Origin of the sequence: Micromonospora sp. NPDC005087 (assembly GCF_042872965.1) — a bacterium.
In the GTDB taxonomy this organism is placed as follows: Bacteria; Actinomycetota; Actinomycetes; order Mycobacteriales; family Micromonosporaceae; genus Micromonospora.
In genome coordinates this window covers 69,227-93,355 of record NZ_JBIALB010000001.1, presented here as the reverse complement: position 1 = coordinate 93,355, position 24,129 = coordinate 69,227, and the positions used below count along the sequence as shown (strand labels likewise).

At 72.1% G+C, this 24,129-nt stretch carries 14 protein-coding genes and 2 pseudogenes; 3 read left to right on the top strand and 13 right to left on the bottom strand.

Features of this window, described 5'->3' with window-relative positions:
* Positions 1 to 525 precede the first annotated feature (525 nt).
* The 10 genes and pseudogenes from ACFYPS_RS00390 to ACFYPS_RS00345 form a co-directional block, all read right to left on the bottom strand.
* Positions 526 to 780 (bottom strand): annotated as a pseudogene (locus ACFYPS_RS00390) (heterodisulfide reductase-related iron-sulfur binding cluster); the annotation flags it as partial.
* 2 nt (positions 781 to 782) lie between these two features.
* Positions 783 to 2,213, bottom strand: a complete 1,431-nt coding sequence (locus ACFYPS_RS00385; protein WP_354967432.1) for a rhamnulokinase family protein — start codon at positions 2,211 to 2,213, stop codon at positions 783 to 785.
* Positions 2,210 to 2,410: a helix-turn-helix domain-containing protein gene (locus ACFYPS_RS00380; RefSeq protein WP_354967431.1), complete on the bottom strand. Its 201-nt coding sequence runs from the start codon at positions 2,408 to 2,410 to the stop codon at positions 2,210 to 2,212. Before ACFYPS_RS00380 ends, ACFYPS_RS00385 begins: the two co-directional genes overlap by 4 nt.
* A gap of 34 nt (positions 2,411 to 2,444) precedes the next feature.
* Positions 2,445 to 4,478, bottom strand: a complete 2,034-nt coding sequence (locus ACFYPS_RS00375; RefSeq protein ID WP_354967478.1) for a bifunctional aldolase/short-chain dehydrogenase — start codon at positions 4,476 to 4,478, stop codon at positions 2,445 to 2,447.
* A 37-nt stretch (positions 4,479 to 4,515) separates the two neighbouring features.
* Entirely contained in the window at positions 4,516 to 5,697 is a 1,182-nt protein-coding gene (gene rhaI, locus ACFYPS_RS00370) for an L-rhamnose isomerase (protein ID WP_354967430.1), read from the bottom strand.
* Positions 5,694 to 6,071 (bottom strand): L-rhamnose mutarotase, encoded by a 378-nt coding sequence (locus tag ACFYPS_RS00365; protein ID WP_354967429.1) that lies wholly within the window; start codon positions 6,069 to 6,071, stop codon positions 5,694 to 5,696. The genes rhaI and ACFYPS_RS00365 overlap by 4 nt, the downstream gene beginning before the upstream one ends.
* A 64-nt stretch (positions 6,072 to 6,135) precedes the next feature.
* The gene (gene rhaS, locus ACFYPS_RS00360; RefSeq protein ID WP_387322036.1) at positions 6,136 to 7,227 is read right to left on the bottom strand and encodes a rhamnose ABC transporter substrate-binding protein; all 1,092 of its coding nucleotides are present in this window, start codon (positions 7,225 to 7,227) and stop codon (positions 6,136 to 6,138) included.
* A 31-nt stretch (positions 7,228 to 7,258) separates the two neighbouring features.
* Positions 7,259 to 8,314 carry an ABC transporter permease gene (locus tag ACFYPS_RS00355; protein WP_354967427.1) on the bottom strand — a complete coding sequence of 352 codons (1,056 nt, stop codon included), beginning with the start codon at positions 8,312 to 8,314 and terminating at the stop codon, positions 7,259 to 7,261.
* Positions 8,304 to 9,365: an ABC transporter permease gene (locus ACFYPS_RS00350; protein WP_354967426.1), complete on the bottom strand. Its 1,062-nt coding sequence runs from the start codon at positions 9,363 to 9,365 to the stop codon at positions 8,304 to 8,306. Before ACFYPS_RS00350 ends, ACFYPS_RS00355 begins: the two co-directional genes overlap by 11 nt.
* On the bottom strand, positions 9,362 to 10,885 hold the full coding sequence (locus ACFYPS_RS00345; RefSeq protein ID WP_387322033.1) for a sugar ABC transporter ATP-binding protein: 1,524 nt from the start codon (positions 10,883 to 10,885) through the stop codon (positions 9,362 to 9,364). The genes ACFYPS_RS00350 and ACFYPS_RS00345 overlap by 4 nt, the downstream gene beginning before the upstream one ends.
* Before the next feature lie 309 nt (positions 10,886 to 11,194).
* Here ACFYPS_RS00345 and ACFYPS_RS00340 point away from each other — a divergent pair, with 309 nt between their 5' ends.
* Positions 11,195 to 12,226, top strand: coding sequence for a LacI family DNA-binding transcriptional regulator (locus ACFYPS_RS00340; protein ID WP_387322031.1), 1,032 nt, complete (start codon positions 11,195 to 11,197; stop codon positions 12,224 to 12,226).
* Between the two features lie 258 nt (positions 12,227 to 12,484).
* Here the strand turns inward: ACFYPS_RS00340 and ACFYPS_RS00335 are convergent, their stop codons facing one another.
* Positions 12,485 to 17,125, bottom strand: a complete 4,641-nt coding sequence (locus tag ACFYPS_RS00335; RefSeq protein WP_387322028.1) for a family 78 glycoside hydrolase catalytic domain — start codon at positions 17,123 to 17,125, stop codon at positions 12,485 to 12,487.
* Positions 17,126 to 17,190: 65 nt separating this feature from the next.
* Positions 17,191 to 20,001 carry a family 78 glycoside hydrolase catalytic domain gene (locus ACFYPS_RS00330; protein ID WP_387322026.1) on the bottom strand — a complete coding sequence of 937 codons (2,811 nt, stop codon included), beginning with the start codon at positions 19,999 to 20,001 and terminating at the stop codon, positions 17,191 to 17,193.
* A 251-nt stretch (positions 20,002 to 20,252) separates the two neighbouring features.
* Between ACFYPS_RS00330 and ACFYPS_RS00325 the strand changes: the two genes are divergently transcribed.
* Together ACFYPS_RS00325 and ACFYPS_RS00320 are read left to right on the top strand one after the other, a co-directional pair.
* Positions 20,253 to 22,136 (top strand): sigma-70 family RNA polymerase sigma factor, encoded by a 1,884-nt coding sequence (locus ACFYPS_RS00325; protein ID WP_354967421.1) that lies wholly within the window; start codon positions 20,253 to 20,255, stop codon positions 22,134 to 22,136.
* A 198-nt stretch (positions 22,137 to 22,334) separates the two neighbouring features.
* Positions 22,335 to 22,661: pseudogene (locus ACFYPS_RS00320) on the top strand (NAD(P)-binding domain-containing protein); the annotation flags it as partial.
* Between the two features lie 302 nt (positions 22,662 to 22,963).
* On the opposite strand, the gene ACFYPS_RS00315 reads toward ACFYPS_RS00320, so the two are convergent.
* The gene (locus ACFYPS_RS00315; protein ID WP_354967420.1) at positions 22,964 to 24,076 is read right to left on the bottom strand and encodes an RNA-guided endonuclease TnpB family protein; all 1,113 of its coding nucleotides are present in this window, start codon (positions 24,074 to 24,076) and stop codon (positions 22,964 to 22,966) included.
* Positions 24,077 to 24,129 lie beyond the last annotated feature (53 nt).

Genomic DNA, 24,129 nt, shown 5'->3' with positions numbered 1-24,129 from the left:
CTCGTAAATCTGGTCCGTAGGCTGTGACGTGCGGTTTTGTACGAGGTCCACCAAACGACGTCGACGAAAGTCCGGACCATGAGTGCGTCGCTGGTGTACCTGCTCCTGCGTCAGATTCTGCCGATGTTGACACAGCTCGCCGGGACGGTGGCGCAAAGGACGTCGAGCTGCTGGTGCTACGGCATCAGGTGGCCGTGCTGCGCCGGCAGGTGCACCGCCCCGACCTGCAGCCCGCTGACCAGGTGGTGTTGGCGGCGCTGTCGCGGCTGCTGCCCCGGCAACGCTGGACGGCGTTCTTCGTCACCCCCGCGACCCTGCTGCGCTGGCACCGGCAGTTGATCGCCCGACATTGGACCTATCCGAACACGCGACCCGGCCGGCCACCGGTCGGTAAGGGTCTTCGTGAGTTGGTGCTGCGCCCGGCAGCTGAGAATCCGACCTTGGGCCACCGCCGCGTGCAGGGCGAGCTGGCTCGTCTGGGCTACCAGATCGCGGCCAGCACCGTATGGAAGATCCTGCACCACGCTGGTGCCGCACCGACCCGACGCATGAGCCGGACGGGGCCACCACGTCGTACGGGGCGAAGACGCGCACGTGCCGGCGTACCAGCCGCACCGCCTCGTCCGGGTAGCCGGTGTTCACGTGCATCTGCCCGCAGCAGGTCTGGTCGGCGGGGAACACCACCTCGTGGCCGAGGCGCTCCAACAGCCGTACGATCGCCTTCGCCGCCTCGGGAAAGAGCGTGTCGGCAAGGCAGGTGACGAACAGCGCGACGCGCATCTTCAACCACCCATCCGGTCCTCGGCGGCCCGCCAGGCCACCTCGTCACCGCACGGCTCGTACCTCACGATCTGCTCAGTTTCGCGCAGAACGGTCCGCAGGGCAGCCAGGTCACCGTTGATCACACCGGCGGCGCGGGCCTGTACCAGGATGTTGCCCAGCGCGGTGGCCTCGACGGGACCGGCGAGCACCGGCAGTCCGCAGGCGTCGGCGGTGAGCTGGCACAGCAGTTCGTTGCGGGCGCCGCCGCCGACGATGTGCACGGCGTCGACGTGCCGGCCGGAGAGCTGCTGGGCCTGTCGGACGGCCCGCCGGTGCGCCAGCGCGAGGCTGTCCATGATGCAGCGGACGGTAGCCGCTGGGCCTGCGGGCACCGGCTCGCCGGCGCGCCGGCAGGCGTCGGCGATACGCGTGGGCATGTCGCCGGGCGGCAGGAACGCCGGGTCGTCCGGGTCCACGACGGAGCGGAAGGCCGGTTCACGGGCCGCCCGGCGCAGCAGGTCGGTCAGGTCACCGCCGCCCCAGGCGCGCAGCGCTTCCTGCAGCAGCCACAGGCCCATCACGTTGCGCAGGTATCGGAACGTGCCGTCGACGCCAGACTCGTTGGTGAAGTTGGCCCGGCGGCTCGCCTCGCTGAGTACCGGGGCGTCGAGTTCGACGCCCACGAGAGACCAGGTTCCGCACGAGATGTAGGCGAAGTGGTGCCCCGCCGCCGGCACGCCCACCACCGCCGATGCCGTGTCGTGCGAGCCGACGGCCACCACCTGCGGTGAGCCCGGCAGGGCCAGGTCGGGCCGGACCGGGCCGATCCGGGTGCCCGGCTCGCGCAGCGGCGGGAACAGCTCGCTGCGGATGCCCGCGTCGGCCATCAGGCCGGTGGCCCAGGCCCGCCGCCGTAGGTCGTACAGCTGGGTCGTGGAGGCGTTGGTGAGCTCGGCGCCGAGCTGGCCGGTGAGCCAGTACGCGATGAGGTCCGGGATCAGCAGCAGCCGGTGGGCGACGTCCAGCTGCGGCGTGCCGGCGGCCGCGGCGAGCTGGTAGAGCGTGTTGAACGGCAGCTGCTGCAGGCCCGTGGTCGTGTAGAGCCGCTCCTCGCCCAGCTGTTTGGCGACCCGCTCGGCGACCCCGTCGGTGCGGCCGTCCCGGTAGTGCACCGGGTTGCCGAGCAGCGTCCCGGAGGCGTCGACCAGCCCGTAGTCGACCGCCCATGAGTCGACGCCGATGCTGGTCACCGGCCCGGCGGCCCGCAGGCCGTCGAGGACGCCCCGCCAGAGGGCGAGGATGTCCCAGTGCAGGGTGTTCCCGACGCGCACGGGTTCGTTGGCGAACCGGTGCACCTCGGTCAGGTCCAGGCGGCCCGGTCCGACCTGTCCGAGCATGACCCGGCCGCTGGACGCGCCCAGGTCCACGGCGGCGAGCTGGACGCGGCTCACAGCATCCCCCGCCGGACTGCCCACACGACCGCCTGGATCGGGGCGGTCACGCCGAGGCGGTCGCAGATGGCGCGGATCCGCCGCCGCACGGTCCGCTCGGACAGGCCCGACCGGCGGGCCACCGTCTCGAGCGGCAGGCCCGTGGCGAGCAGCCGCAGCAGCCGCAGGTCCGCCTCGTCGAGCACGGGATTCTCCACGGGAATCGTCGTCCTCACCCGGCACCGCCGCGGATCACCGGAGAAAGGCCGCGGCGACGCCGGCGTCCACGGGCACGTGCAGACCCGTCGTGTGGGACAGGTCTCCGCCGGTGAGCACGAAGACGGCGTTGGCGACGTGCTCGGGCAGCACCTCACGCTTGAGCAGCGTGCGCTGGGCGTAGAACTCGCCGAGCTTCTCCTCCGGCACGCCGTAGACGGCGGCCCGCTTGGCGCCCCAGCCGCCGGCGAAGATGCCGGAACCGCGGACCACGCCGTCCGGGTTGACGCCGTTGACCCGGATGCCGTGGCCGCCCAGCTCCGCGGCGAGCAGCCGGACCTGGTGCGCCTGGTCGGCCTTGGCCGCGCCGTAGGCCACGTTGTTCGGGCCGGCGAACAGGGAGTTCTTGCTGGAGATGTAGACGATGTCCCCGCCCATCCCCTGTGCCAGCAGCACCCGCGCGGCCTCGCGGGAGACGAGGAAGGAGCCCTTGGCCATCACGTCGTGCTGGATGTCCCAGTCCGCCTCGGTCGTCTCCAGCAGCGACTTGGACAGCGACAGCCCGGCGTTGTTCACCACCAGGTCCACCCCGCCGAAGGCGAGCACCGCGTCGCGCAGGGCGCCGGCGACCGCGTCGCCGTCACTGACGTCGGCGGCGACGGCGACCGCCACGTCGGTGGTGCCGATCTCCGCGGCGACGGCGGCGGCCGCCTCCGCGTCACGGTCGGCGACGACGACGCAGGCGCCCTCCACGGCGAGCCGGTGGGCGATCGCCCGGCCGATGCCGGAGCCACCGCCGGTGACGAACGCGATCCGAGTGGCGAGAGCCTTCGGCTTCGGCATGCGCTGGAGCTTCGCCTCCTCCAGGGCCCAGTACTCGATCCGGAACTTCTCGGCCTCGTTGATCGGCGCGTACCGCGAGACGGACTCCGCGCCGCGCATCACGTTGATGGCGTTGACGTAGAACTCCCCGGCGACACGGGCGGTCTGCTTGTTGGCCCCGAAGCTGAACATGCCCACACCCGGCACCAGGACGACGGCCGGGTCGGCGCCGCGCATCGGAGGGCTGTCCGGGCCGAAGTGCCGCTCGTAGTAGGCGCGGTAGTCGTCGCGGTAGGAGGCGTGCAGTTCCTTGAGGCGGGCGATCACGGCCTCGATCGGGGCGGTGGGTGGCAGGTCGAGCACCATCGGGCGGACCTTGGTACGCAGGAAGTGGTCCGGGCACGAGGTGCCGAGGGCCGCGAGCGCGGGGTGCTTCTCCCGGGCGACGAAGTCGAGCACCACGTCGCTGTCGGTGAAGTGGCCGACCTGCGGCCGGTCGGTGGACGCGAGGCCCCGCAGCACCGGGAACAGCGCCGCCGCCCGACGTCGACGGTCGTCGGCCGGCAGCGGCTCGTAGCCGTCGATGACCGGGCCGAGCGGCTCGGCCCGACCCCGCTCGTCGAGGAAGGCCTGCGCACTGCGGATGATCTCCAACGAGTTGCGCTCGCACTCGTCGCTCGTCGCGCCCCACGCGGTGATGCCGTGCCCACCGAGGATCACGCCGATCGCCTGCGGGTTGGCCCGCGCCACGGCGGCGATGTCCAGACCGAGCTGGAAGCCGGGCCGCCGCCAGGGGACCCACAGCACCCGCTCGCCGAAGATCTCCTTGGTCAGTTCGGGCCCGTCGGCGGCGGCGGCGATCGCGATGCCCGCGTCGGGGTGCAGGTGGTCGACGTGCGCCGCGTCGACCAGGCCGTGCATCGCCGTGTCGATGGACGGTGCGGCGCCGCCGCGGCCGTGCAGGCAGTAGTCGAACGCGCCGACCATCTCGTCCTCGCGCTCGATCCCGGGGTACACGTCGACGAGAGCGCGGAGCCGGTCCAGCCGCAGCGCGGCCAGACCGGACCGGGTCAGGGTGCCGAGATCGCCGCCCGAACCCTTGACCCACAGCAGTTCGACGGGCCCACCGGTGACCGGATCGGTGTCCGCGCCCTTGGCGGAGGTGTTGCCCCCGGCGTAGTTCGTGGTGGTCGGGTCGGCGCCGAGCCGGTTGCTGCGCGCGATCAGCGCCTGAACCTCGGGTTGCATCGTCCTCACGTCCCCAGTCTGCGTTCTTCGGTGGTGGTCAGGCGCCCCAGCCGGCCTGCTGGCCGTCGGCACGTTCGGCGCGGATCTTGTCGAAGTAGCCGGAGCGGGCGTACGCGGCCATCGGGTCCGGGTCCAGGCCCAGGTCCGTACGCAGCTCGGCGAGCAGCGGCCGGACGTCGGTGTTGTACGCGTCCATCAGCACCGCGTTGGCGGCGAGCACGTCGCCGGTCCGCTGCGCGGCGGCCAGCGCGTCCGGGTCGACGAGCAGCGCCTTCGCCGTCGCCTCCTGCACGTTGAGCACCGAACGGATGATGGCCGGGATCTTCGGCTCGATGTTGTGGCACTGGTCGAGCATGAAGGCGATGCCGGCCTCCGGCGCCAACGCGTCGCCCCGGACGATCTCATGCATGATCCGGAACAGCTGGAACGGGTCCGCGGAGCCGACCATCAGGTCGTCGTCGGCGTAGAAGCGGGAGTTGAAGTCGAAGGCGCCGAGCTTCCCGACGCGCAGCAGGAACGCCACGATGAACTCGATGTTCGTGCCCGGCGCGTGGTGCCCGGTGTCGATGACCACCTGCGCCTTCGGGCCCAACTCCAGGCAGTGCGCGTACGCGGTGCCCCAGTCCGGCACGTCCGTGGCGTAGAAGGCCGGCTCGAACAGCTTGTACTCCAGCAGCAGCCGTTGGCCGTCACCGAGCCGGTCGTAGGTCTCCCGCAGCGCCGTCGCCAGCCGGTCCTGCCGGGCGCGAAGGTCGTCCTGGCCGGGATAGTTCGTCCCGTCGGAGAACCAGAGCTTCAGGTCCCGGGAGCCGGTGCGGTCCATGATGTCCACGCACTCGAGCAGGTGGTCGATCGCCTTGCGTCGTACACCCGGATCCGGGTTGGTGACGCTGCCCAGCTTGTAGTCGTTGTCCTGGAAGACGTTGGCGTTGATCGCGCCCAGGCTGACTCCCTGGTCGGTCGCGTACGCGGCCAGGTCGGCGTAGTCGTCGACGCGGTCCCACGGAATGTGCAGGGCGACCGTCGGCGCGACGCCGGTGAGCCGGTGCACCACCGCCGCGTCGGCGATCTTCTCGTACGGGTCGCGCGGCACGCCCTCCTGGGGGAACACCTTGAACCGGGTGCCGGAGTTGGCGTACGCCCAGGACGGGGTCTCGATGCGCTGCGCGCGCAGGGCTGACCGGACCCGCTCAAGGGTCTGCGCGTCGAACTGCGTCATGGGGTTTCTCCCGTCTGTGCGGCGAGCCGCGTCTCACGCTCTGCGCTGAGCTGCGCCTCAAGGTTGAAGACCTCGTCCAGCGGCCGGATGGCCCGGTCGGCGGCGCCGTGGTCGAGGCCGACGAAGTAGGGCGCCATCTCCGCCTGCCAGCGGGTGTTGACGTCGCTGGTCTGCATGGCGGCCTGGGCCGCCGCGAAGTCGTCGGTGACCAGGTAGCCCACGAGCAGGCCGTCGTCGCGGAGGAAGAGCGAGTAGTCGTGCCAACCGCTCTCGGCCAGGGCGGCGAGCATCTCCGGCCAGACCCGTGCATGGCGGGCGCGGTACTCGTCCAGTCGGTCGGGGTCTACCTGGAGGGTGAAGCAGACGCGGGGCATGGTTCTCCCGTCGGCTCCCCCGGTCGGTGCGGCGCGGTGTACGCCGCACCGACCGGGAGGGCGATCAGAACTGGAACTGGTCGATGTTGCTCTTGTCGAAGACGGTGGGCGGGCCGAGGATGACCACCCCCTCCTTGCCGACGGTGAACTCGCCGAGCTTGCCGGCCTTGAACTTGTCGCCCTCGGCGCCGGTGATCTGGCCGGAGGCCAGCGCCGCGCCGGCGTACGCCGCGAGGTAGCCGAGGTCGGCCGGGCTCCACAGGGCGAACGCGTCGACGGTGCCGTCCTTGACGTACTGGCGCATCTGGTTGGGGGTGCCCAGACCGGTCAGCTTGACCTTGCCCTTGTACTGCGATCCGCTGAGGTAGCGCCCGGCAGCCGCGACGCCGACGGTGGTCGGGGAGATGATGCCCTTGAGGTTCGGGTACGACTGGAGCAGACCCTGGGTCTCCTGGAAGGACTTCTGGTCGTCGTCGTTGCCGTACGCCACGGTGACCAGCTTGATCTTGCTGTACTCGGGCTTCTTCAGCTCCTCCTTCATCAGCGCGATCCAGGCGTTCTGGTTGGTCGCGTTGGCGGTCGCGGAGAGGATCGCGATCTCGCCCTCGCCGCCGATCTGCTGCGAGATCAGCTTGACCTGGTTCTCCGCGATGCCTTCGGCGGTGACCTGGTTGACGAAGATCTGCCGGCACTCCGGCTTGGTGTCGGAGTCGAAGGTGACGATCTTCGCGCCGGCCGCCTTCGCCTGGTTGAGCGCGCCGCAGATGGCGTTCGGGTCGTTGGCCGAGGTGACGATCACGTCCATGCCCTGCTGGGACAGGGTGTTGATGTAGCTGACCTGCGACGAGGCGCTCGCCTCGGACGGGCCGACCTCCTTGAACTCACCCTTGAACTCGGTGACCGCGTCCTTGCCGCCGTTGTCCGAGACGGTGAAGTAGGGGTTGTTCAGCTGCTTCGGCAGGAAGGCGATCTTGAGACCTTCCTTGATGGCGGCGTCGGGGTTGGCGGCGCCGCTCGCCTGGTTGCCGGCGCCGGCGTCGTTACCGGAGTTGTCACGGGTGGTGCCGCCGCACGCTGCGGCGCTGAGCAGCAGTGCGGCCAGGGCGAGGCTGGTGGCCCCGACACGGAGGCCTCTGCGGTATGCGGACATCGTCATCCTTCCGGGGGTGGTTGGTGAGCGGGGGACCTCACGAAGCGACGGAGTGCCGCTGTCGTCGACGGTGCAGCCGGGCGCGGATGTCCGCGACGGCGTTGGGCAGCACCACGGATGCGATGAGCAGGGTGCCGGTGACGATCGTCAGGGCGTTGGCGTCGACGTCGGCGAGCTGCAACGCGTTGCGCAGGACGCCGAGGAGCAGGACGCCGGCCAGCACACCGAGCAGGGCGCCCCGGCCGCCGAAGATCGAGACCCCGCCGAGCAGCACAGCGGTGACGACGGTCAGCTCCAGGCCGGTGGCGTTGTCGCCGCGGGCGCTGGCGTACCGCAGGGTCCAGAAGATGCCGACCAGCCCGCACACGGCGCCGGAGACCACGAAGAGCCAGAACTTCGTCCGGGCCACCGAGACGCCGGTGAACGTGGCGGCCTGGTCGTTGTTGCCCATGGCGTAGAGCGCCCGGCCGGCTGGGGTGGCGTGCAGCACGACCCCGAAGACCAGGGCGAGCAGCAGCAGCGGCACCAGCACGACCGGGATCGACGTGCCGGGGATGTTCCGCACCACGGCGGCCGTCCAGTCGGCCGGGAAGTCCGCGACCGCCTGGTCGCCGAGCACGACGAAGGACAGCCCCCGGTAGAGGGCGAGCGTGCCGATGGTGACCGCCAGGGACGGCAGGCCGAAACCGGTGACGAAGAGACCGTTCACCGCGCCGAGCGCCGCCCCGAGCAGCACCACGAGGACGCAGATCAGCTCCAGCGACAGTCCACTGGAGAGCCAGAGCTGTCCCATCAACGTGCTGCACAGGCCCACCATGCTGGCCACGGACAGGTCGATCTCGCCGGTGATCACGATCAGCGTCATCGGCAGCGCGATGAACGCCAGCGGCACCAGGTCGAGCAGCAGGAACTGGGCGTTGCGGCCGGTGGCGAAGTTCTCCACGGTCAACCCGGCGACCAGCACTGCCACCACGAGGGCGCCGACGATCACCGCGTCCCAGGAGCCGAACAGCCCGCGCAGGGTGGCGAGTCGGCCCGCGCCGGGCTCGGCCTCGACGGTGGGTGGTGCGGCGTACAGGCTGTCATGCGCCATGGGCGCTTCTCCCTCGGAGGCGGGCCGCCACCCGCAGGGCCAGGAGCCGGTCCAGCCCGATGGCGGCGAGGATGAGCGCGCCGACCACGGCCTGCTGCCAGAACGGGTCGATGCGCAGGACGGCGAGCGAGCTGCCGATCGTGGTCAGCAGCACGGCGCCGAGCGCCGCGCCGTAGGCGCTGCCGCTGCCGCCGAAGATCGCCACCCCGCCGACCACGGCGGCGGCGACGACCTGGAGTTCCAGGCCGGTGCCGGCGGCCGCGTCGAGGGTGCCGAACCGGGCCGCGTACAGCACGCCGGCGAGGCCGGCGAGCGCGCCGTTGGCGACGAAGACGGCGAACACCCGGCGGCCCACCGGGATGCCGGAGAGCCGCGCGGCGGCCGGTTCCGAGCCGATCGCGTAGAGCTCGCGGCCGCTGCGGTAGGAGCGCAGGTAGAACCCGACGACGGCGACGACGACCAACGCGATGAGGAACAGCACGGGTACGCCGAGCACGGTCTGGTTGCCCAGCTGCAGGAACGACGAGGGCATGTCGGCGGCGTTGATCTGCCGCCCGGACGCCCAGTAGTAGTCGACGCCGCGGAAGGCGTAGAGGGTGCCCAGGGTGATGACCAGGGCGGGCACCCGGGCCACCGCGATCAGGCCGCCGTTGACCACGCCGCAGAACGCGCCCAGCGCGATACCCAGGACGAGCGCCACCGGCCACGGGGTGCCGGGCGCGGAGAGGAACAGCGAGCCGGTGGCGAAGGCGACCAGACCGAGGATCGAGCTGACGGAGAGGTCGACGTTGCGGGTGACGATGACCAGGGTCTGCCCGACCGCCAGGATCACCAGGATCGCGCAGCCCAGCAGCAGGTCCTTGACGCTCTGGCCGCTCAGGAACCGGTCGTTGCGCACGGTGGTCACCAGGATCAGCAGCCCGAGCGCGATCAGGAGGCTCAGCTCGCGTACGGCGAGCAGCCGCTCGGCGAGGCCGCGGCGCTGCCGACCGCGGTCGGTCGGGGCGTTCCCGGCGACCTGCTCGGGCGCGGCGGCGTCGGTGCGGCTCATGCGGGCACTCCTTGACCGGTGGCGGCGAACATGATGGAGGTCTCGTCCGCCTCGGCCCGGGACAGCTCACGGACCAGTCGCCCCTCGTGCATGACCAGGACCCGGTCGGCCATGCCGAGCACCTCGGGCAGTTCGCTGCTGATCATGAGGATGGCCAGGCCCTCGCCGGCCAGCTCCGAGAGCAGCCGGTGCACCTCGGCCTTGGTGCCGACGTCGATGCCACGGGTGGGCTCGTCGACGATCAGGATCCGTGGTTCGGTGGCCAGCCACTTGGCGAGCACGACCTTCTGCTGGTTGCCGCCGGAGAGGGTCGCCACCGGGGCGCCGAGCCGGGCGGCCTTCACCTGCAGCCGCCGCGTCCAGCTGCGGGCCTCGGCGCGCTCCGCGCCGCCGAGCAGGAGGCCGAGGCGGCTCAGCGCCCGGCGGCGGGCCAGCGTCGCGTTGCGCTCCACCGACAGCTCCATGACCAGGCCCTGCTGCCGCCGGTCCTCGGGGACCAGCGCCATGCCGGCGGCGATCGCCCGGCCCGGCCTGCCCGCCGGGACACCTCGCCCGGCCACCAGCACCTCGCCCGCGTCGTAGCGGTCGACGCCGAAGACGGCGCGGGCGACCTCGCTGCGGCCGGCGCCGACCAGGCCGGCGAGCGCGACGATCTCCCCACCCCGGACGGAGAACGACACGTCGGTGAAGACGCCGGCCCGGGTCAGCCCACGGACCTCGAGAAGCGTGTCGCGCGGCTCGGCGGCCTGCTTGGGGTAGAGCGAGGAGACGTCCCGGCCCACCATGCGCCGCACCACCTCGTCGACGGTGAGGTCGGCGGCCCGGTCGCTGGAGACCCAGGCGCCGTCGCGCAGCACGGTGACGCGGTGGCAGAGGTCGAACACCTCGTCGAAGCGGTGCGAGATGAACAGCACCGCCGCGCCGCGTTCGCAGAGCGACCGGGCGACCGCGAAGAGCCGCTCGACCTCCACACCGGAGAGCGCGGCGGTGGGTTCGTCCATGACCAGGACGCGGGCGTCGAAGGAGATCGCCTTGGCGATCTCGACGAGCTGCTGGTCGGCGATGGAGAGCCCTCGGGCGGGGCGGGTCGGGTCGATCCGGACCCCGAGCCGCTGGAACAGCCGCTCGGCGTCGCGGTGCATCGCCGCGCTGTCGATGCGGCGCAGGCCGCGAAGCGGTTGCCGGCCCATGAAGATGTTCTCCGCCACGGACAGATCCGGAAAGAGCGTCGGCTCCTGGTAGATGACGGCGATGCCGGCGGCCCGGGCGTCGGCGGGACCGCGCAGCCGCAGTGGTTGCCCGTCCAGGGTCATCTCGCCGGCGTCCGGCGGGTGCGCACCGGCCAGGATCTTCACCAGGGTGGACTTGCCCGCCCCGTTCTCGCCGACCAGGGCGTGGGCCTCGCCGGCGTGCAGCGCCAGGTGCACCCCACGCAGCGCGGCGACGGCCCCGAAGGACTTCGTCACGCCGTCGAGTACCAGCAGCGGAACGCCGTCCGTGCCCGGTGCGTCGGCGGTCATTCGATCCCTCCTGAATCGTTTCATGAGTCGTGCATGGACCGTAGGGGGAGGCATTCGCGAGCGTCAAGGGTTTCGCCATGATTTCCTCCCTGTTGCTGATGCGGGCTCCAGGCCCCATCCGACCCGTGCCGTCGCTTGGCGACGCGACGCGCGGGGCCGCCGGGCGGCTGGATGAAACGTTTTAGCCGCTATACACTGCCGGAACTACCCGGTCCAGCCGTCCCCGCGACGGGCTTTCCGGGGATCACCGCGACCGCGACCCGCGCCGGGCTCGGGGCCGCGACCACCGCACGGAACGTCGAGGGAGTCATGGCAACGGCGAACATCAAGGAGGTCGCCCGGCACGCCGGCGTCTCCCTCGGCACGGTGAGCAACGTGCTCAACCGGCCCGACACGGTCGCCCCCGCCACCCGACAGCGGGTGCTCGACGCCATCAGCACGCTCGGCTACGTCCGCAACGACTCCGCGCGCCAACTACGCGCCGGGCACAGCCGCACCGTCGCCATCGTCGTCCTGGACGTGGCCAACCCGTTCTTCACCGACGTCGTGCGCGGCGCCGAACAGGTGGTCGAGGAGGCCGGCGCCATGCTCGTCGTCTGCAACAGCGGCGAGGACAGCGCCCGCGAGCGCCGCCACCTGGAGCTGCTGGAGGAACAGCGGGTCCGCGGCGTCCTCATCACCCCGGTCGGCCACGGCCCCCAGCCCAACCTGGACAAGCTCATCGACCGGGGCATCCCGGTGGTGCTGGTGGACCGGGGCACGGGCCGGGCGAACCGTTGCTCGGTGGCGGTCGACGACGTCCTCGGCGGCCGGCTCGCCATGGACCACCTGCTGGACCAGGGCCACCACCGCATCGCCTACCTCGGCGGCCCGCTCTCCCTCGCCCAGGTCGCCGACCGGCACGCCGGTGCCGCAGCGGCCCTGGAGGAACGCGGCAACGGCGCCGAACTCCGGGTGGCGGTGACCACCAGCCTGACCGTCGCCGCCGGCCGGCGCGCCGCCGAGGAGTTGCTGACGCTGCCGGCCCGGCAGCGCCCCACCGCCGTCTTCTGCGCCAACGATCTGATCGCACTCGGCGTACTCCAGGAGCTGACCGCGCGCGGCCTGCGGGTGCCGGCCGACGTGGCCATCGTCGGCTACGACGACATCGAGTTCGCCGACGCGGCGGCGGTGCCGCTGTCATCGGTACGCCAGCCCCGCGACCAGCTCGGCCGCACCGCGGCTCAGCTGCTGCTGGAGGAGGCCGAGCCCGGCGACACGCACCGGCACCGGCACGTGGTCTTCCAGCCGGAGTTGGTCGTCCGCCGCTCCAGCGACCACCCCCGGCGGGCCCGGCGCTGACCGCCCGAACCGCACCAGTTGGCTGGCGCGGCGGCCTCCGGTAGCCGGGCTGGCCGGGTGGCCGAGCTGGCCGGGTGGCCGAGCTGGCCGGGTGGCCGAGCTGGCCGCCCCTTGCTCTGCTTCAACGGGCGCAACGACAAGGCACCGCCGGTGTTGCGCCGATTGAAGCAGAGCAAAGGGCGTCTGGGCCAACCCGGGCATGGGGACGGCGAGAGGCAACGGGTCTGGCGTCGGGAGGACGACAGCGGCGCGGGTGCGTCAGGCCGCCGGGACCGGCGTAGCCCAGACGTCGGCGACCGACGGGTCGTAGCCGTCACCCGTGTCCCGGAAGCGCACCCGCACCGCCCCGTCGCGGGTCGCGTCCGGCAGGTCGACCACGAACTGGTAGCTGACCGTGCCGGCTCCACCCACCGTCCGTCGCCACGAGCGGCTGTACGCCACCACCCCGTCCACGACCACCTCGTAGTCCTTCAGCTGCGGCCCGTCGTAGGTCTCGATCGAGCGCAACACGAACGGCTCGCCGGGCTCGACGGCGAGGTCGAACTCGAACCAGCCACCGGGGCGGGTCGTGTCGGTGTACCGGCGGGTCAGGCCGGCCTCGGTGCTGGTGGCCGAGTAGGTCGAGGCGGTGAGGCCGTGGGCCTGCTCGGAGGCCGGATCGCCGAGGTCGACGTGGTCGTACGCGCCCGGCGGCGGATTGTCGAACCGGACCGGGATCGCGAGCGTACGCCGTTCGGCCGCCGTGTCGCCGGTGGCCACCGTGATTTCCACCGGCCCCTGCGTCACGGACACCGGCGCGGTGAGGACGGTCGACACGGTGGTCTGCGCGCCGGGGGCGAGGTCGTACCCGGCGGTGGCCGGCGCCACCCGCCAGCCGTCCGGCGCGATGACGGTCAGCTGCCCCGTCACCCGCACGGCGGCCCGGTTGCGCAGCACCGTGCCGACCGTCGTCGCGGCGCCCGGCGCGACGTCGGCCGGGACCGGGACCGCCGACACGACCTGCACCGCCGGCGCGACGGTGACCGTTCCCGCGACGGGCAGTGTGGCGGCGCCACCCCGGTGGCGGTAGCTGGCGGAGCCGTCGATGGCCCCGCTCACCGGCGCCTGACCGGCGGGGATCCGCAGGTCGTAGCCGTGGCTGACGGTGCCGCCCGGTGCGACCGTGGTGGCCCGCCTGCCGACCGGCGTGACCGTCCAGCCGTCGGGTGCCCGCAGATCGGAGGTCACGCCGGTCAGCGGGTCCCGCCCGCCGTTGGTCACCGTGACGGTGGCGCGTACGACCGCGCCGGGCAGCCGCTCCCCCACCGGCAGGTCGAGTCTGACCACGGCGCCGACCAGGGTCGACGACGCCGCGGAGAGCCGCTGATCGACCCGGGTGAGCAGCACGGTGAACCGGTCCGCGTGGGCCTGGTCGAGGCGACCCGCGGCGACCTGGGTGCGCAGCCACCGGGCCGTGTCGGCGGCGCTCGCCAGGGCTCGGTGCACGTCACCGGCGGCGGAACGGGAATTGCCCGCCAGGTACGCCGTGCGCGCCGCCGTCGTCTCCGCGGCGAGTCGGCTGAACCGGCCGCGCAGGTACTCGGCCACCGGTCGGCCCAGCTCAGCGGCGAGCTGGTCGGTGAGCGTCACCAGCTCCCGCACCGTGTCGCCGGCGTCGCCCAGGTCGCCGAGCACCCGGTCGATCGCGAAGGAGTACGAACCGGAGCCGATCTCGTAGACGGCGACCGTGCCGTCCATCCGGACGAACCGCACGCCGTCGGCCTGATCCGCCGGCCGGCCGCCCTCGGTGACCGCGTTCCGCCCCGGTGCCGGCAGGCGTACGGTCGCGGTGGTGTTCGCCGGCACGGTGAGCCGCAGCCGCATGTCCCCGCGCGCGTCGAGATCCCAGTCGCTGCCGATCGTCCCGTACGCCGAGCGGTACGACGCCCTGGCCGAGGTGAGGTCTCCACCCGGCTGCGGGGCGAACGTGAGGTGCGCGTACCCGGGATTGCCGGCGTCGGGTTGGATGCCGGCCACGGTCCGGTACATCCAGTCGCCCACCGCGCCGTACGCGTAGTGGTTGAAGGAGTTCATCCCCACGTCGCCGAAGCTGCCGTCGGGTTTGATCGAGTCCCAACGCTCCCAGATCGTGGTCGCGCCCTTGGCGATCTCGTAACCCCACGACGGATATGTGTCGTTGAGCAGCAGCCGGTACGCGACGTCCAGATGCCCGGTCTCACTGAGCGCCGGCAGCAGGTCCGGGGTGCCGAGGAAGCCGGTGGAGAGGTGCCAGTCGTGCCGTTGCACGTTGGCGACCAGCCGGTCGGCGGCCTTGGCCCGCAGCGTGTCGGGCAGCAGGCCCATGCCGATGGCCAGCACGTACCCGGTCTGGCTGTCGCCCTGCACCGTGCCGTCGGTGGAGACGTACGCGTCGACGAACGCCTGCGCGATGTCCTTGGACAGCGCCGCGTAGCGGGCCGCGTCGGCGTCCTTGCCGATGGCGCCGGCCAGCTGGCCCAGCAGCCGGATGCTGTAGGCGTAGTAGGCCGTTCCGACGACGCCGGCGGGCGTCGGATCGTCGAGGTTGAGCCAGTCGAGGTACGGGCCGGCGTTGGTACGCAGGTGACCCGAGCTGGTGCTCTCCAGCCAGGACGCGTACCGCACCATCGACGCGTAGTGCTCCTCGACGACCCGGGTGTCGCCGTAGCGCTGCCAGAGGGCGTACGGCACGGTGATCCCGGCGTCGGCCCATCCGGTCGCGCCGTCCCCGCAGCAGGCCCGGGGCGCGACGTCGGGGTAGGCGCCGTTGGCCGACTGCGCGTCCCGCAGGTCCTGCAACCACTTGGTGAGGAACGTCAGGCTGTCCATGTTGAACGTGGCGGTGTTGGCGAAGACGTTGATGTCGCCGGTCCAGCCGAGCCGCTCGTCCCGGGCCGGGGTGTCGGTCGGGATGGACAGGAAGTTGCCGCGCTGCCCCCAGGTGATGTTGCTGTGCAGCTTGTTGACCATCGCGTTGGAGGTCTCGAACTCGCTGGTGAGCTCCCCGTCGGTGTGCATGACCAGGCCGGTGATGGTGGACAGGTCGGGTGTGCCCGGATAGCCGGTCAGCTCGACGTAGCGGAAGCCGTGGAAGGTGAACGTGGGCTGGTAGACCTCGGCCCCGCCGCCGCGCAGCGTGTAGTGGTCGGTGGCCCGGGCCGTGCGCAGGTTGGCGGTGTACGCGGTGCCGTCCGGGTTGAGCACCTCGGCGTGCCGGACGCGGACCGTCGCGCCGGCCGGGCCGTCGACCTTCAGCCGGACCTTGCCCACCATGTTCTGGCCGAGGTCGACGATCCAGGTGCCGGGGGTGGGCTGGGTCAGCGCCTTGGCCGGCAGCTCCTGCGTGACCCGCACCGGCGGGTCGACCTGGGCGACGATCCGGTCGGTGGCGTCGACGTCGTCGACGGTGGCGGGCGACCAGGCGGAGTCGTCGAACCCGGGCCGGTCCCAGCCGGCCGGCAGTCGCCGCGCGTCGTAGGTCTCACCATGGATGAGGTCGCTCTGCAGGAAGGGCCCGGCGGTGGCGCGCCACGAGCCGTCGGTGCCGATCGTCTCGCTGCGCCCGTCGGTGTAGTCGATGACCAGCTGCGCGCTGAGGTGCGGCCGGGAGCCGTAGTTGTCGGTGCCGAACCAGGCGATGCTGCCGGCGTACCAGCCGTCGCCGAGCAGGGCGCCGAGGGCGTTGTCGCCCGCGCGGAGCTGGCGGGTGACGTCGTACGTCTGGTACTGCACCCGCTTGTCGTAGTCCGTCCAGCCGGGTGCCAACTCGTGGTCGCCGACCCGCTGGCCGTTGAGTGACAGCTGGTAGACCCCGAGTGCGGTGGCGTAGACCCGGGCCCGGGAGACCGTACCGTCGACCCGGAAGCCCCGGCGCAGCAGCGGGTTCGCGTCCAGCGCGGTGAGCATGGCCTCGGCGTCGCCGCTGACCCGCAGGCCGCCCGGGGTGGCCGTGCCCGCCCCGAACGGGTTCGCGCCGTCGGTGAGCGGGGCCGCGTAGAGGGTGTCGCTGCCGCTGGTCACCGAGAAGTCGGAGAAGACCCCGCTTTCCACCCCGTTGGTGCGCAGGCCCACCGACCCGGCCCGGTGCGCGGTGCTGCGGGTGACGTCGACCTGGGTGCCGTCGACCCAGGTGGTGATGGTGTCGCCGGCCGCGGTGATGCGCAGGATGTGCGGCGCGGTCAGCTTGTCGGCCGGTACGACCGCACCGAGCGGCACCTCCTTGAGCAGGGTCCAGGCGCCGTCGACCCGTACGTGCGGGCGCAGTTTCGCGCTGCCGCCGGTGCTGGAGAACTGCCACATGTACGCGTTGCCCGCGCCACGGGCCCGCAGGAAGATCCCGGCCGCGTCGCGTTCGAGCCGGACCGTCGTCTGCACCGTGTAGTCGGCCCAGGACTCGGTGGGCGACGGCATGCCGACCCAGTCGGCCCCCCAGCCGTCGCCGCCCCGTACGCCGGTCTCCCAGGACGCCGGCGCGCTCCACCCGGAGTCACGCCCCGCGGTGTCCCAGACCCGGACCTGCCAGGCGTACCGGGTGCGCGGCTGCAGTTGCGGGCCGGCGTACGGGACGAGGGTGCTCTGTCGCGATCGGACCCGGCCGCTGTCCCAGACGTCCGCGTCGTCCAGCCGGTCCGCGCTGGTGGCGACGCGCACCTGGTACGACTCCTGGAGCACGCCCCGGGTGGTGGCCTCGATGCGCCAGCCGAGGCGGGGCTTGTCCACGTCCAGCCCGATCGGCTCGGCGGCCCGTTCGGTGGTCAGTCCGGTCACCGTCAGCGCGGGGGCCGCCGGCGCGGCGGCCGCGGCCGGGCCCGGCACCACCGTCGGCGTCAGGCCGAGCAGCAGCACGAGAAGCGCGGAGGGTGCGGCGCGGCGCCGCGTCATGCGCATCATTCCTGGTCCTCATCCTTCCGGTGGTGGCGGACCGGTGACCGGCCCCGAACGGGACGTCAGCGGGGCTGGGCCGCCGGACCGGCGACCGGGTGGAAGCTGGACCGGCCGGAGCCGACCTGGAAGACGGCGCGACCGTCCTCGATGCCGACGAAGGTCGCCTTGCTCGGACCGGCCGCCCGGTAGGACTTTCCGGGCACGACCGGCAGGGCAACCCGGGCGGTGACGTTGACCGGCACGTCGAGGTCGACGCGCAGGCCGCCCTCGGTACGCCGCCAGTCGAGGCGGACCGGTCCACGCTGGGTGGGCACCGTGCCGCTCGCCCGGTCGAGCCCGGCGGCGGGCGGCACGACGTCGACCACGGCGGCACCCGGGCTGGCGGTGCGGACGCCGAGCAGGGTCTCCTGCACGTCGACCACCGCCTGCGCTCCCCAGCCGTGCGACTGGCTGAAGTTGCTGCCGGGATCGAGGGTCCAGGCCTCCCAGGTGAAGGTGCCGCCCTGAGCGAGGATGTTCGCCCAACCCAGGTCGTCCGGGTTGGTCAGCAGCCGCAGCACCGCCTCGGGCCGGCCGGCGTCGGCGAGCGCCCGCAGCAGCCAGTGCGCGGTCATCGGCCCCTGCTTCATGCCCATCGACGCGACGTGGTCGGCCAGCGCGGGCAGGTCGGCCCGCGGGGCCAGCCCGTGCGCGATGGCGTACGACGTGGCGTGCTGCCCGGCGTGGCCGCTGCGCGCACCGGTGGCCGACAACCCGTCGACGTAGCTGCCGTCGGCGGCGCGCAGCGTGGCGTTGACCGCGCCGGTGAGGCCGTCGGCCCGCCCGTCATACGCGGTCACCTCGGCGGCGGGTCGACCGAGCGCCTCGGCCATCCGGGCGGTGGTCCGCAGCACGTCGACGCTCTGGGCGTTGATGGTGGTCCGCGCGGCGGCGGTCATGTCGTAGCCGAAGCGGCCGGGCTCGGGCCAGTCGATGATGCCGAAGCGGTAGGCGCCGCTGCCGCCGGACAGGTCCGTGACCAGGCCGGCGGTGGGGCCGGTGGCCGGAATGTGGCGCAGCACGTACTCGGCGGTGTCCCGGATGGCCGGGTACGCCTCGGCCAGCAACTCCCGGTCACCGGTCTCGGTCCAGTACCGCCACACCCAGTCGACGAACATCAGCGAGTAGTCGGGGATGTCCCGCTTGCCGTCGCCGTTGGGGTAGACGGCGTTGTAGCGGCCACGGTCGCCCTCGGCGGTCCAGTAGCGGGCGGCCGAGCGGAGGAACTCGCGGATGGCCTGCTGGGTGGCGTCGCGCTCGCCGAAGGCGGACATCGTGGCGTACGAGATGTTCGCGGCGTCGCCGAGGAACTGGCCCTTCTCCCGGGTGGGAGTGTCGACGAACGCCTCTTGGACGGAGTAGATCGCGGACCGTTTCATCATCGTCCACACCGCGTCGAGGGTGGCGTTCGAGCTGGTGAAGCTCGCCTCCCGGCCGGACGGGACGTCGGTGTGCACCACGACGGCGGAGACGTCGTGCGCCGAGATCTGCTCGCCGGCGCCGGGGATCTCCAGGTAGCGGAAGCCGAGGTGGGTGAAGGCGTGGAACTCCTGCGGCCCGTCCTTCTGAAGGTACGGGAAGCTCATGGTGGTGCCCTGCGACTGGAGGGTGGACGTGTCGACCCGGCCGGTGTCGGTGAGGGTGTATCCGGCCCGCAGGTCGACCGTGCGCCCGGCGACACCGGCGTCGAACCGGACGACCGGGCGCGCGGGGATGACCACGCCGAAGTCGGCGACGACCGTGCCGTCGGCGGCGGTACGCAGCGCGACCGGCTCGACGGAGGTCTCGACCAGCCGGGTCTCCTGCCCGATCAGATGCGGAGACGACGCGGTCGGATGCGCGCCGAGCACCTCGGCGGCGGCGAACCCGGCGGCGCTGTCGTCGTAGCCGGGCCGCATCCAGCCGGCGACCTCGGCGCGGGCGTCCTGCCGCTCGACCCGGTCGCCCTCGCCGTTGCGGCGCTCGGCGTTCGCGACGAACTGGGTGTCCCGGGCGACCCGCCAGGAGCCGTCCGTGCCGTACACCTCCCGGGAGCCGTCGGCGTGCTCGACGACCAGCTTCACCAGCAGGCCACGGGCACCGGCGGGGCGGCCCTGACCGCTGCCGTACCAGTGGTAACGCACCCCGATGACCAGCGGCGCACCGGCTTTCACCAGCCTGGTGACGTCGGCAGCCTGGTAGTAGTCCTCCCCCGGGTAGCCGAAGGACGTGCCCCGGTCGGCGCGGGTGCCGTTGAGGTAGAGCTCGTAGGTGTGGTCGGCGGCGGTGTAGGCGCGGGCCCGGACCACGCGGCTGGCGTTGGGGCGTACCTCGGTGCGGGCCAGGGTGTAGTCGTCGGCCTCGGTGGTGGCGCGCCGGATCCAGCTGGCGCCCTCCCACTGGCTGTCGTCGATGCCGGTCTCGAACGCGCCAGCGGCGGGCGGGGACTGCCGGCCGGTGCGGTCCCAGGTGCGGACCGTCCACTCGTACGCCGTGCCCGCACGCAGGGCCGGTCCGACGTACGGCACGTAGGACTGCTGGCCGGAGGCGACCTTGCCGGAGTCCCAGACCCGGTCGCCGCCGGTCGCGGTGACGGTGATCCGGTAGGCGGTCTGCGCCTCACCGGGGTCGGCGTCGCGGGGCAGCCAACCGAACCGCGGGACGCCCTCGACGTTGAGCGGGCGACTCCGGTCGCCGACCGTCAGCGAGGCCGGTGCGCCCGGCGCGTGCCCCCGTGCGGCCAGCGCCGGCGGCGCCCCGCCGAGGACCACCGCGACGACGGTCGTCGCCGCCAGGAGCACCGCTGTCCGGCGCCGCCGGGCAGCCGGCCAGAATCCGAGAGTACGACGAGTCACGCGGGCCTCCGCTCTATGAATCGTTTCAGGCAGGCTACGCGCTCGTTGTGGCCAAGTGAAGACGTTCACTGTGATGGATCCGAAATCGACGGACGGGCGGGAGAGCGACCGCCGCGCCTGGTTCCGTCCGGCCCGGCCGTGGAAACTGTTATCCCGCTGCGGCCCGCCGGTCTCCTGAGGGGAGGCATTGGTGGTGAACCACCACGGTCTTCCACTGGGTAGCGATGCGACCACACGAAGGAGTGGAAACGATGCGCGGAACCGGTCGAGGTGAAGCCGACACCGACCTGGTGGTGGCCGCCCGCAACGGCGATCCGCAGGCGCTCGACGCCCTGGTGGCAGCGTCGCTCCCCCTCGTCTACAACGTGGTCGGCCGGGCGCTGCGGGGGCACGCCGACGTCGACGACGTGGTCCAGGAGACCCTGCTACGCGTCGTCCGGCACCTGCCCGACCTGCGAGATCCGACCGCGTACCGGTCCTGGCTGATCGCCATCACCGTGCGGCAGGTGCGCGACCGCGAGCAGCAGCGCCGCGACGCGCTGACCCACACCGCCGACCTCGACACCGCGTACGGGGTGCCCGACCCGGCCGCGGACTTCGCCGGGATCACGATCCTCCGGCTCGGCCTGACCGACCAGCGCCGCGAGGTGGCCGAGGCGACCCGCTGGCTCGACGACGACGACCAGACGCTGCTCGCCCTCTGGTGGCTGGAGGCCACCGGCAACCTCGACCGAGCCGACCTCGCCTCGGCACTCGGCCTGACCGAGGGCCACGCGGCGGTACGGATCCAGCGAATGAAAGAACAGCTGGAGGTGTCCCGGAGCGTGGTCCGCGCGCTGCGCGCCACCGCCGCCTGCCCCGCCCTGCGCGACGTGACCCAGACGTGGGACGGCCGACCGAGCCCGCTGTGGCGCAAGCGCCTTGCCCGCCACGTACGGGAATGCGGTGCCTGCGGCTCCTGGGCCCGCGATCTGCTCCCGGTCGAACGCCCGCTCGCCGGGCTTCCGCTACTGCCGATCCCACCCGGAATGGCCGAGAACCTCGCGGCCGGCATCCCGGCGGCGACCGCCCTGCCCACGCCCGCCGAGCCCCTTGCCGGCGGTGCGCTCCGGGGCACCGGCGGGCTGCGCAACCGCTTCTCGTTCGGGTCGAAGGGCGTACTGGGGCCGATCTCCGCAGCCGCCGCGGTCGCCGCACTGGTGATCGGGGCGATCGTCGTGGCACAACCGACCGGATCAACCCCCGCCCCCGCGGCGGCCCCGGCGGTCGAGGCGCTGCCGGCCACCACCCCACCGGCCAGCGCGCCCGCCGCGACCACGCCAGCCACCACCACGCCCTCAGCGGCGACCCCGAAGCCGAAGCCGACGACGGCCCGCCCGGCCGCGCCGGCGCCCGCGGTGACCTCGAAGAAGAAGGGCGTCGGCGTCTGGACCTTCAACGGCGTCAGCGAGGCGCTGGCCAACTCCACGGCTCGTTGGTACTACACCTGGAACGTGGGCCACCCGGGCGTCACCAGCCCGAAGGGCAGCGAGTTCGTCCCCATGATCTGGGGCGCGAAAAGCGTCACCGCCAATAGCCTGCAACAGGCCAAGAAGAACGGGCGACAGCTGCTCGGCTTCAACGAGCCGGACATGGGCGGTCAGGCGAACATGAGCGTGGAACAGGCGCTGGACCTGTGGCCGCAACTGGAGTCAACCGGCCTCCCACTGGGCAGCCCTGCCGTAGCCTGGGGCGGGGACCGACCGGGCGAATGGCTCGACCGCTTCATGACCGGCGCGAAGGAGCGCGGCTACCGGGTCGACTTCATCGCCCTGCACTGGTACGGCGGCGACTTCACCACCGCCAACGCGGTCAACCAGCTCAAGTCGTACCTCCAGGCGGTCCACGACCGCTACAAGCTGCCGATCTGGCTCACCGAGTTCGCCCTGATCGACTTCTCCAACGGCGTCCGCTTCCCCAGCCAGGCCCAGCAGGCCGCGTTCCTCACCGCGGCGACCCGGATGCTCAGCTGGCTGAGCTGGCTGCACCGGTACGCCTGGTTCGGCCTGCCCGCTACCGACAAGGACCAGACCGGGCTCTTCCGTACCGGCAGCACGGCGACCGCCGTCGGCCGCGCCTACCAGGCCGCACGCTGAAACCTTCCAGGGTGTGCCACCCACCAAAAGGTAAGTACCTGAGGAAATAGTGCGTACTTGATGCCCCGAACCTGACGGACGCAGGATGGGACCGGCCCTGCCGAACGGTCCACACACGTTGCGGCGCCATCCCGTCTCTTTGAGGAGCACCTCCATGTCCGAGCACGTCCGTCCCCCCGTCACGATCTCGGACTCGGGCCGATGGGTCAGGCGCTGGCCGGCGCCATGCTGGCCGCCGGGCACCCCACCACCGTCTGGAACCGGACCGCCGCCCGGGCCGACCCACTCGTCGCCCGAGGCGCGCGACGAGCGACCACCGTGGACGAGGCGGTACGCGCCAGCCCACTGACGCTCGCCTGCGTCATCGACAATGCGGCGGTTCGCGCGATCGTCGAACCGGCCGCTGCCGCGTTGAAGGGCCACACCCTGGTGAACCTCACCGCCGACACGCCACGTAGCACTCGCGACATGAGCGAGTGGGCGGGCTCGCGCGGCGTGGACTATACCTCGACGGCGCGATCATGACCCCGGCCCTCACCATCGGCGGACCTGCCGCGCTCGTGCTGTACAGCGGCCCGGAGGACATCTGGCAGACCCACCGGGCGACCCTGGCCAGCATCGGCGGAGCCGCCGACTGGCTCGGACCGGAGCCCGGCCGCGCCGCCGCCCACGACATCGCACTGCTCGACATGTTCTGGACCGCGTTGACATCCTCCACCGCCCTGAAGGGCGGGGATTCCCTCGGTCACCCGAGGGGGTTCCTGTTTCACCGGGCCGCGCCTTCACCGCTTTCGCGGGTCGGGTCTCACCGGCCCTCCACAGGCGTTTCACCTCTCCGCCAGCCCGGCGGCGAGAAGGTTCCTGGCGGCGTTGACGTCCCGGTCGTGCACGGCATCGCAGCCGGGGCACGTCCAGACGCGAACGCCGAGGGTCATGGCGGTGTTGATCCGACCGCACGCCGAGCAGGTCTTCGTGCTCGGATGCCAGCGGTCGACGGCGATCACCTGCCGCCCGTACCAGGCGGCCTTGTACTCGATCATGCTGCGCAGTTGTGTCCACGCCGCGTCGGAGATGGCGCGGGCCAGCGAGTGGTTGCGCAGCATGTTGCGCACGCTGAGGTCTTCGATCACGACCGTTTGGTTCTCACGGACGAGTCGAGTCGACAGCTTGTGCAGGTGATCCCGCCGCCGGTCGGCGATGCGGGCATGGATGCGGGCCACCGCAAGCCGGGCTTTCGCCCGGTTCTTGGTGTCCTTGCCCTTACGGGACAGGTTGCGTTGCGCCTTGGCCAGCTTGCGCCGGTCGGCGCGCTCGTGGCGCGGGTTGGTGATCTTCTCCCCGGTGGACAAGGTGAGCAGACTGGTGATGCCCGCGTCCACCCCGACCGCCGTGGACAGCGGCGGCAGTGCCTTGACGGTGGGGTCATCGACCAGCAGGGACACGAACCACCGACCGGCCGCGTCGCGGGACACCGTGACCGTCGACGGTTCGGCCCCTTCGGGCAGGGGCCGCGACCACACGATGCCCAGCGGGGCGTCCATCTTGGCCAGGGTGAGTTGCCCGTGACGCCAGCGAAACGCCGAGCGGGTGTATTCCGCCGACGCCCGGGACTTGCGCTTGGCCTTGAAACGCGGGTAGCGCGACCGCTTGCCCCAAAACGCGGCGAACCCGGCTTGCAGGTGCCGCAGCGTCTGCTGCAACGGCACCGAGCTGACCTCGTTAAGGAACGCCAGCTCCTCGGTGCGCTTCCACTCGGTCAGCCACGCCGAGGACTGCACATAGGTGCTGCGCTGCCGGTCAACGGCCCACGCACGGGTGCGCGCCTCCAAGGCGAGGTTGTAAACCTTGCGCACGCACCCGAAGGTGCGGTTGAGCTGATCGGCCTGCTCGGGGGTCGGATAGAAGCGGTACTTGTATGCCCGCTTCACCACCTCACCCACGCCTCACATTCTATCCACCCATCATGCAAGACGAGCATCGAGGGGAGGGAGCG

What these genes read in the sequence shown, in the direction of transcription:
- ACFYPS_RS00375 (WP_354967478.1), bottom strand. Translation starts at nt 4,478, where the DNA reads ATGCAACCCGAGGTTCAGGCGCTGATCGCGCGCAGCAACCGGCTCGGC.
- rhaI (WP_354967430.1), bottom strand. Translation starts at nt 5,697, where the DNA reads ATGACGCAGTTCGACGCGCAGACCCTTGAGCGGGTCCGGTCAGCCCTG.
- ACFYPS_RS00365 (WP_354967429.1), bottom strand. Translation starts at nt 6,071, where the DNA reads ATGCCCCGCGTCTGCTTCACCCTCCAGGTAGACCCCGACCGACTGGAC.
- rhaS (WP_387322036.1), bottom strand. Translation starts at nt 7,227, where the DNA reads ATGACGATGTCCGCATACCGCAGAGGCCTCCGTGTCGGGGCCACCAGC.
- ACFYPS_RS00355 (WP_354967427.1), bottom strand. Translation starts at nt 8,314, where the DNA reads ATGGCGCATGACAGCCTGTACGCCGCACCACCCACCGTCGAGGCCGAG.
- ACFYPS_RS00350 (WP_354967426.1), bottom strand. Translation starts at nt 9,365, where the DNA reads ATGAGCCGCACCGACGCCGCCGCGCCCGAGCAGGTCGCCGGGAACGCC.
- ACFYPS_RS00345 (WP_387322033.1), bottom strand. Translation starts at nt 10,885, where the DNA reads ATGACCGCCGACGCACCGGGCACGGACGGCGTTCCGCTGCTGGTACTC.
- ACFYPS_RS00340 (WP_387322031.1), top strand. Translation starts at nt 11,195, where the DNA reads ATGGCAACGGCGAACATCAAGGAGGTCGCCCGGCACGCCGGCGTCTCC.
- ACFYPS_RS00335 (WP_387322028.1), bottom strand. Translation starts at nt 17,125, where the DNA reads ATGACGCGGCGCCGCGCCGCACCCTCCGCGCTTCTCGTGCTGCTGCTC.
- ACFYPS_RS00325 (WP_354967421.1), top strand. Translation starts at nt 20,253, where the DNA reads ATGCGCGGAACCGGTCGAGGTGAAGCCGACACCGACCTGGTGGTGGCC.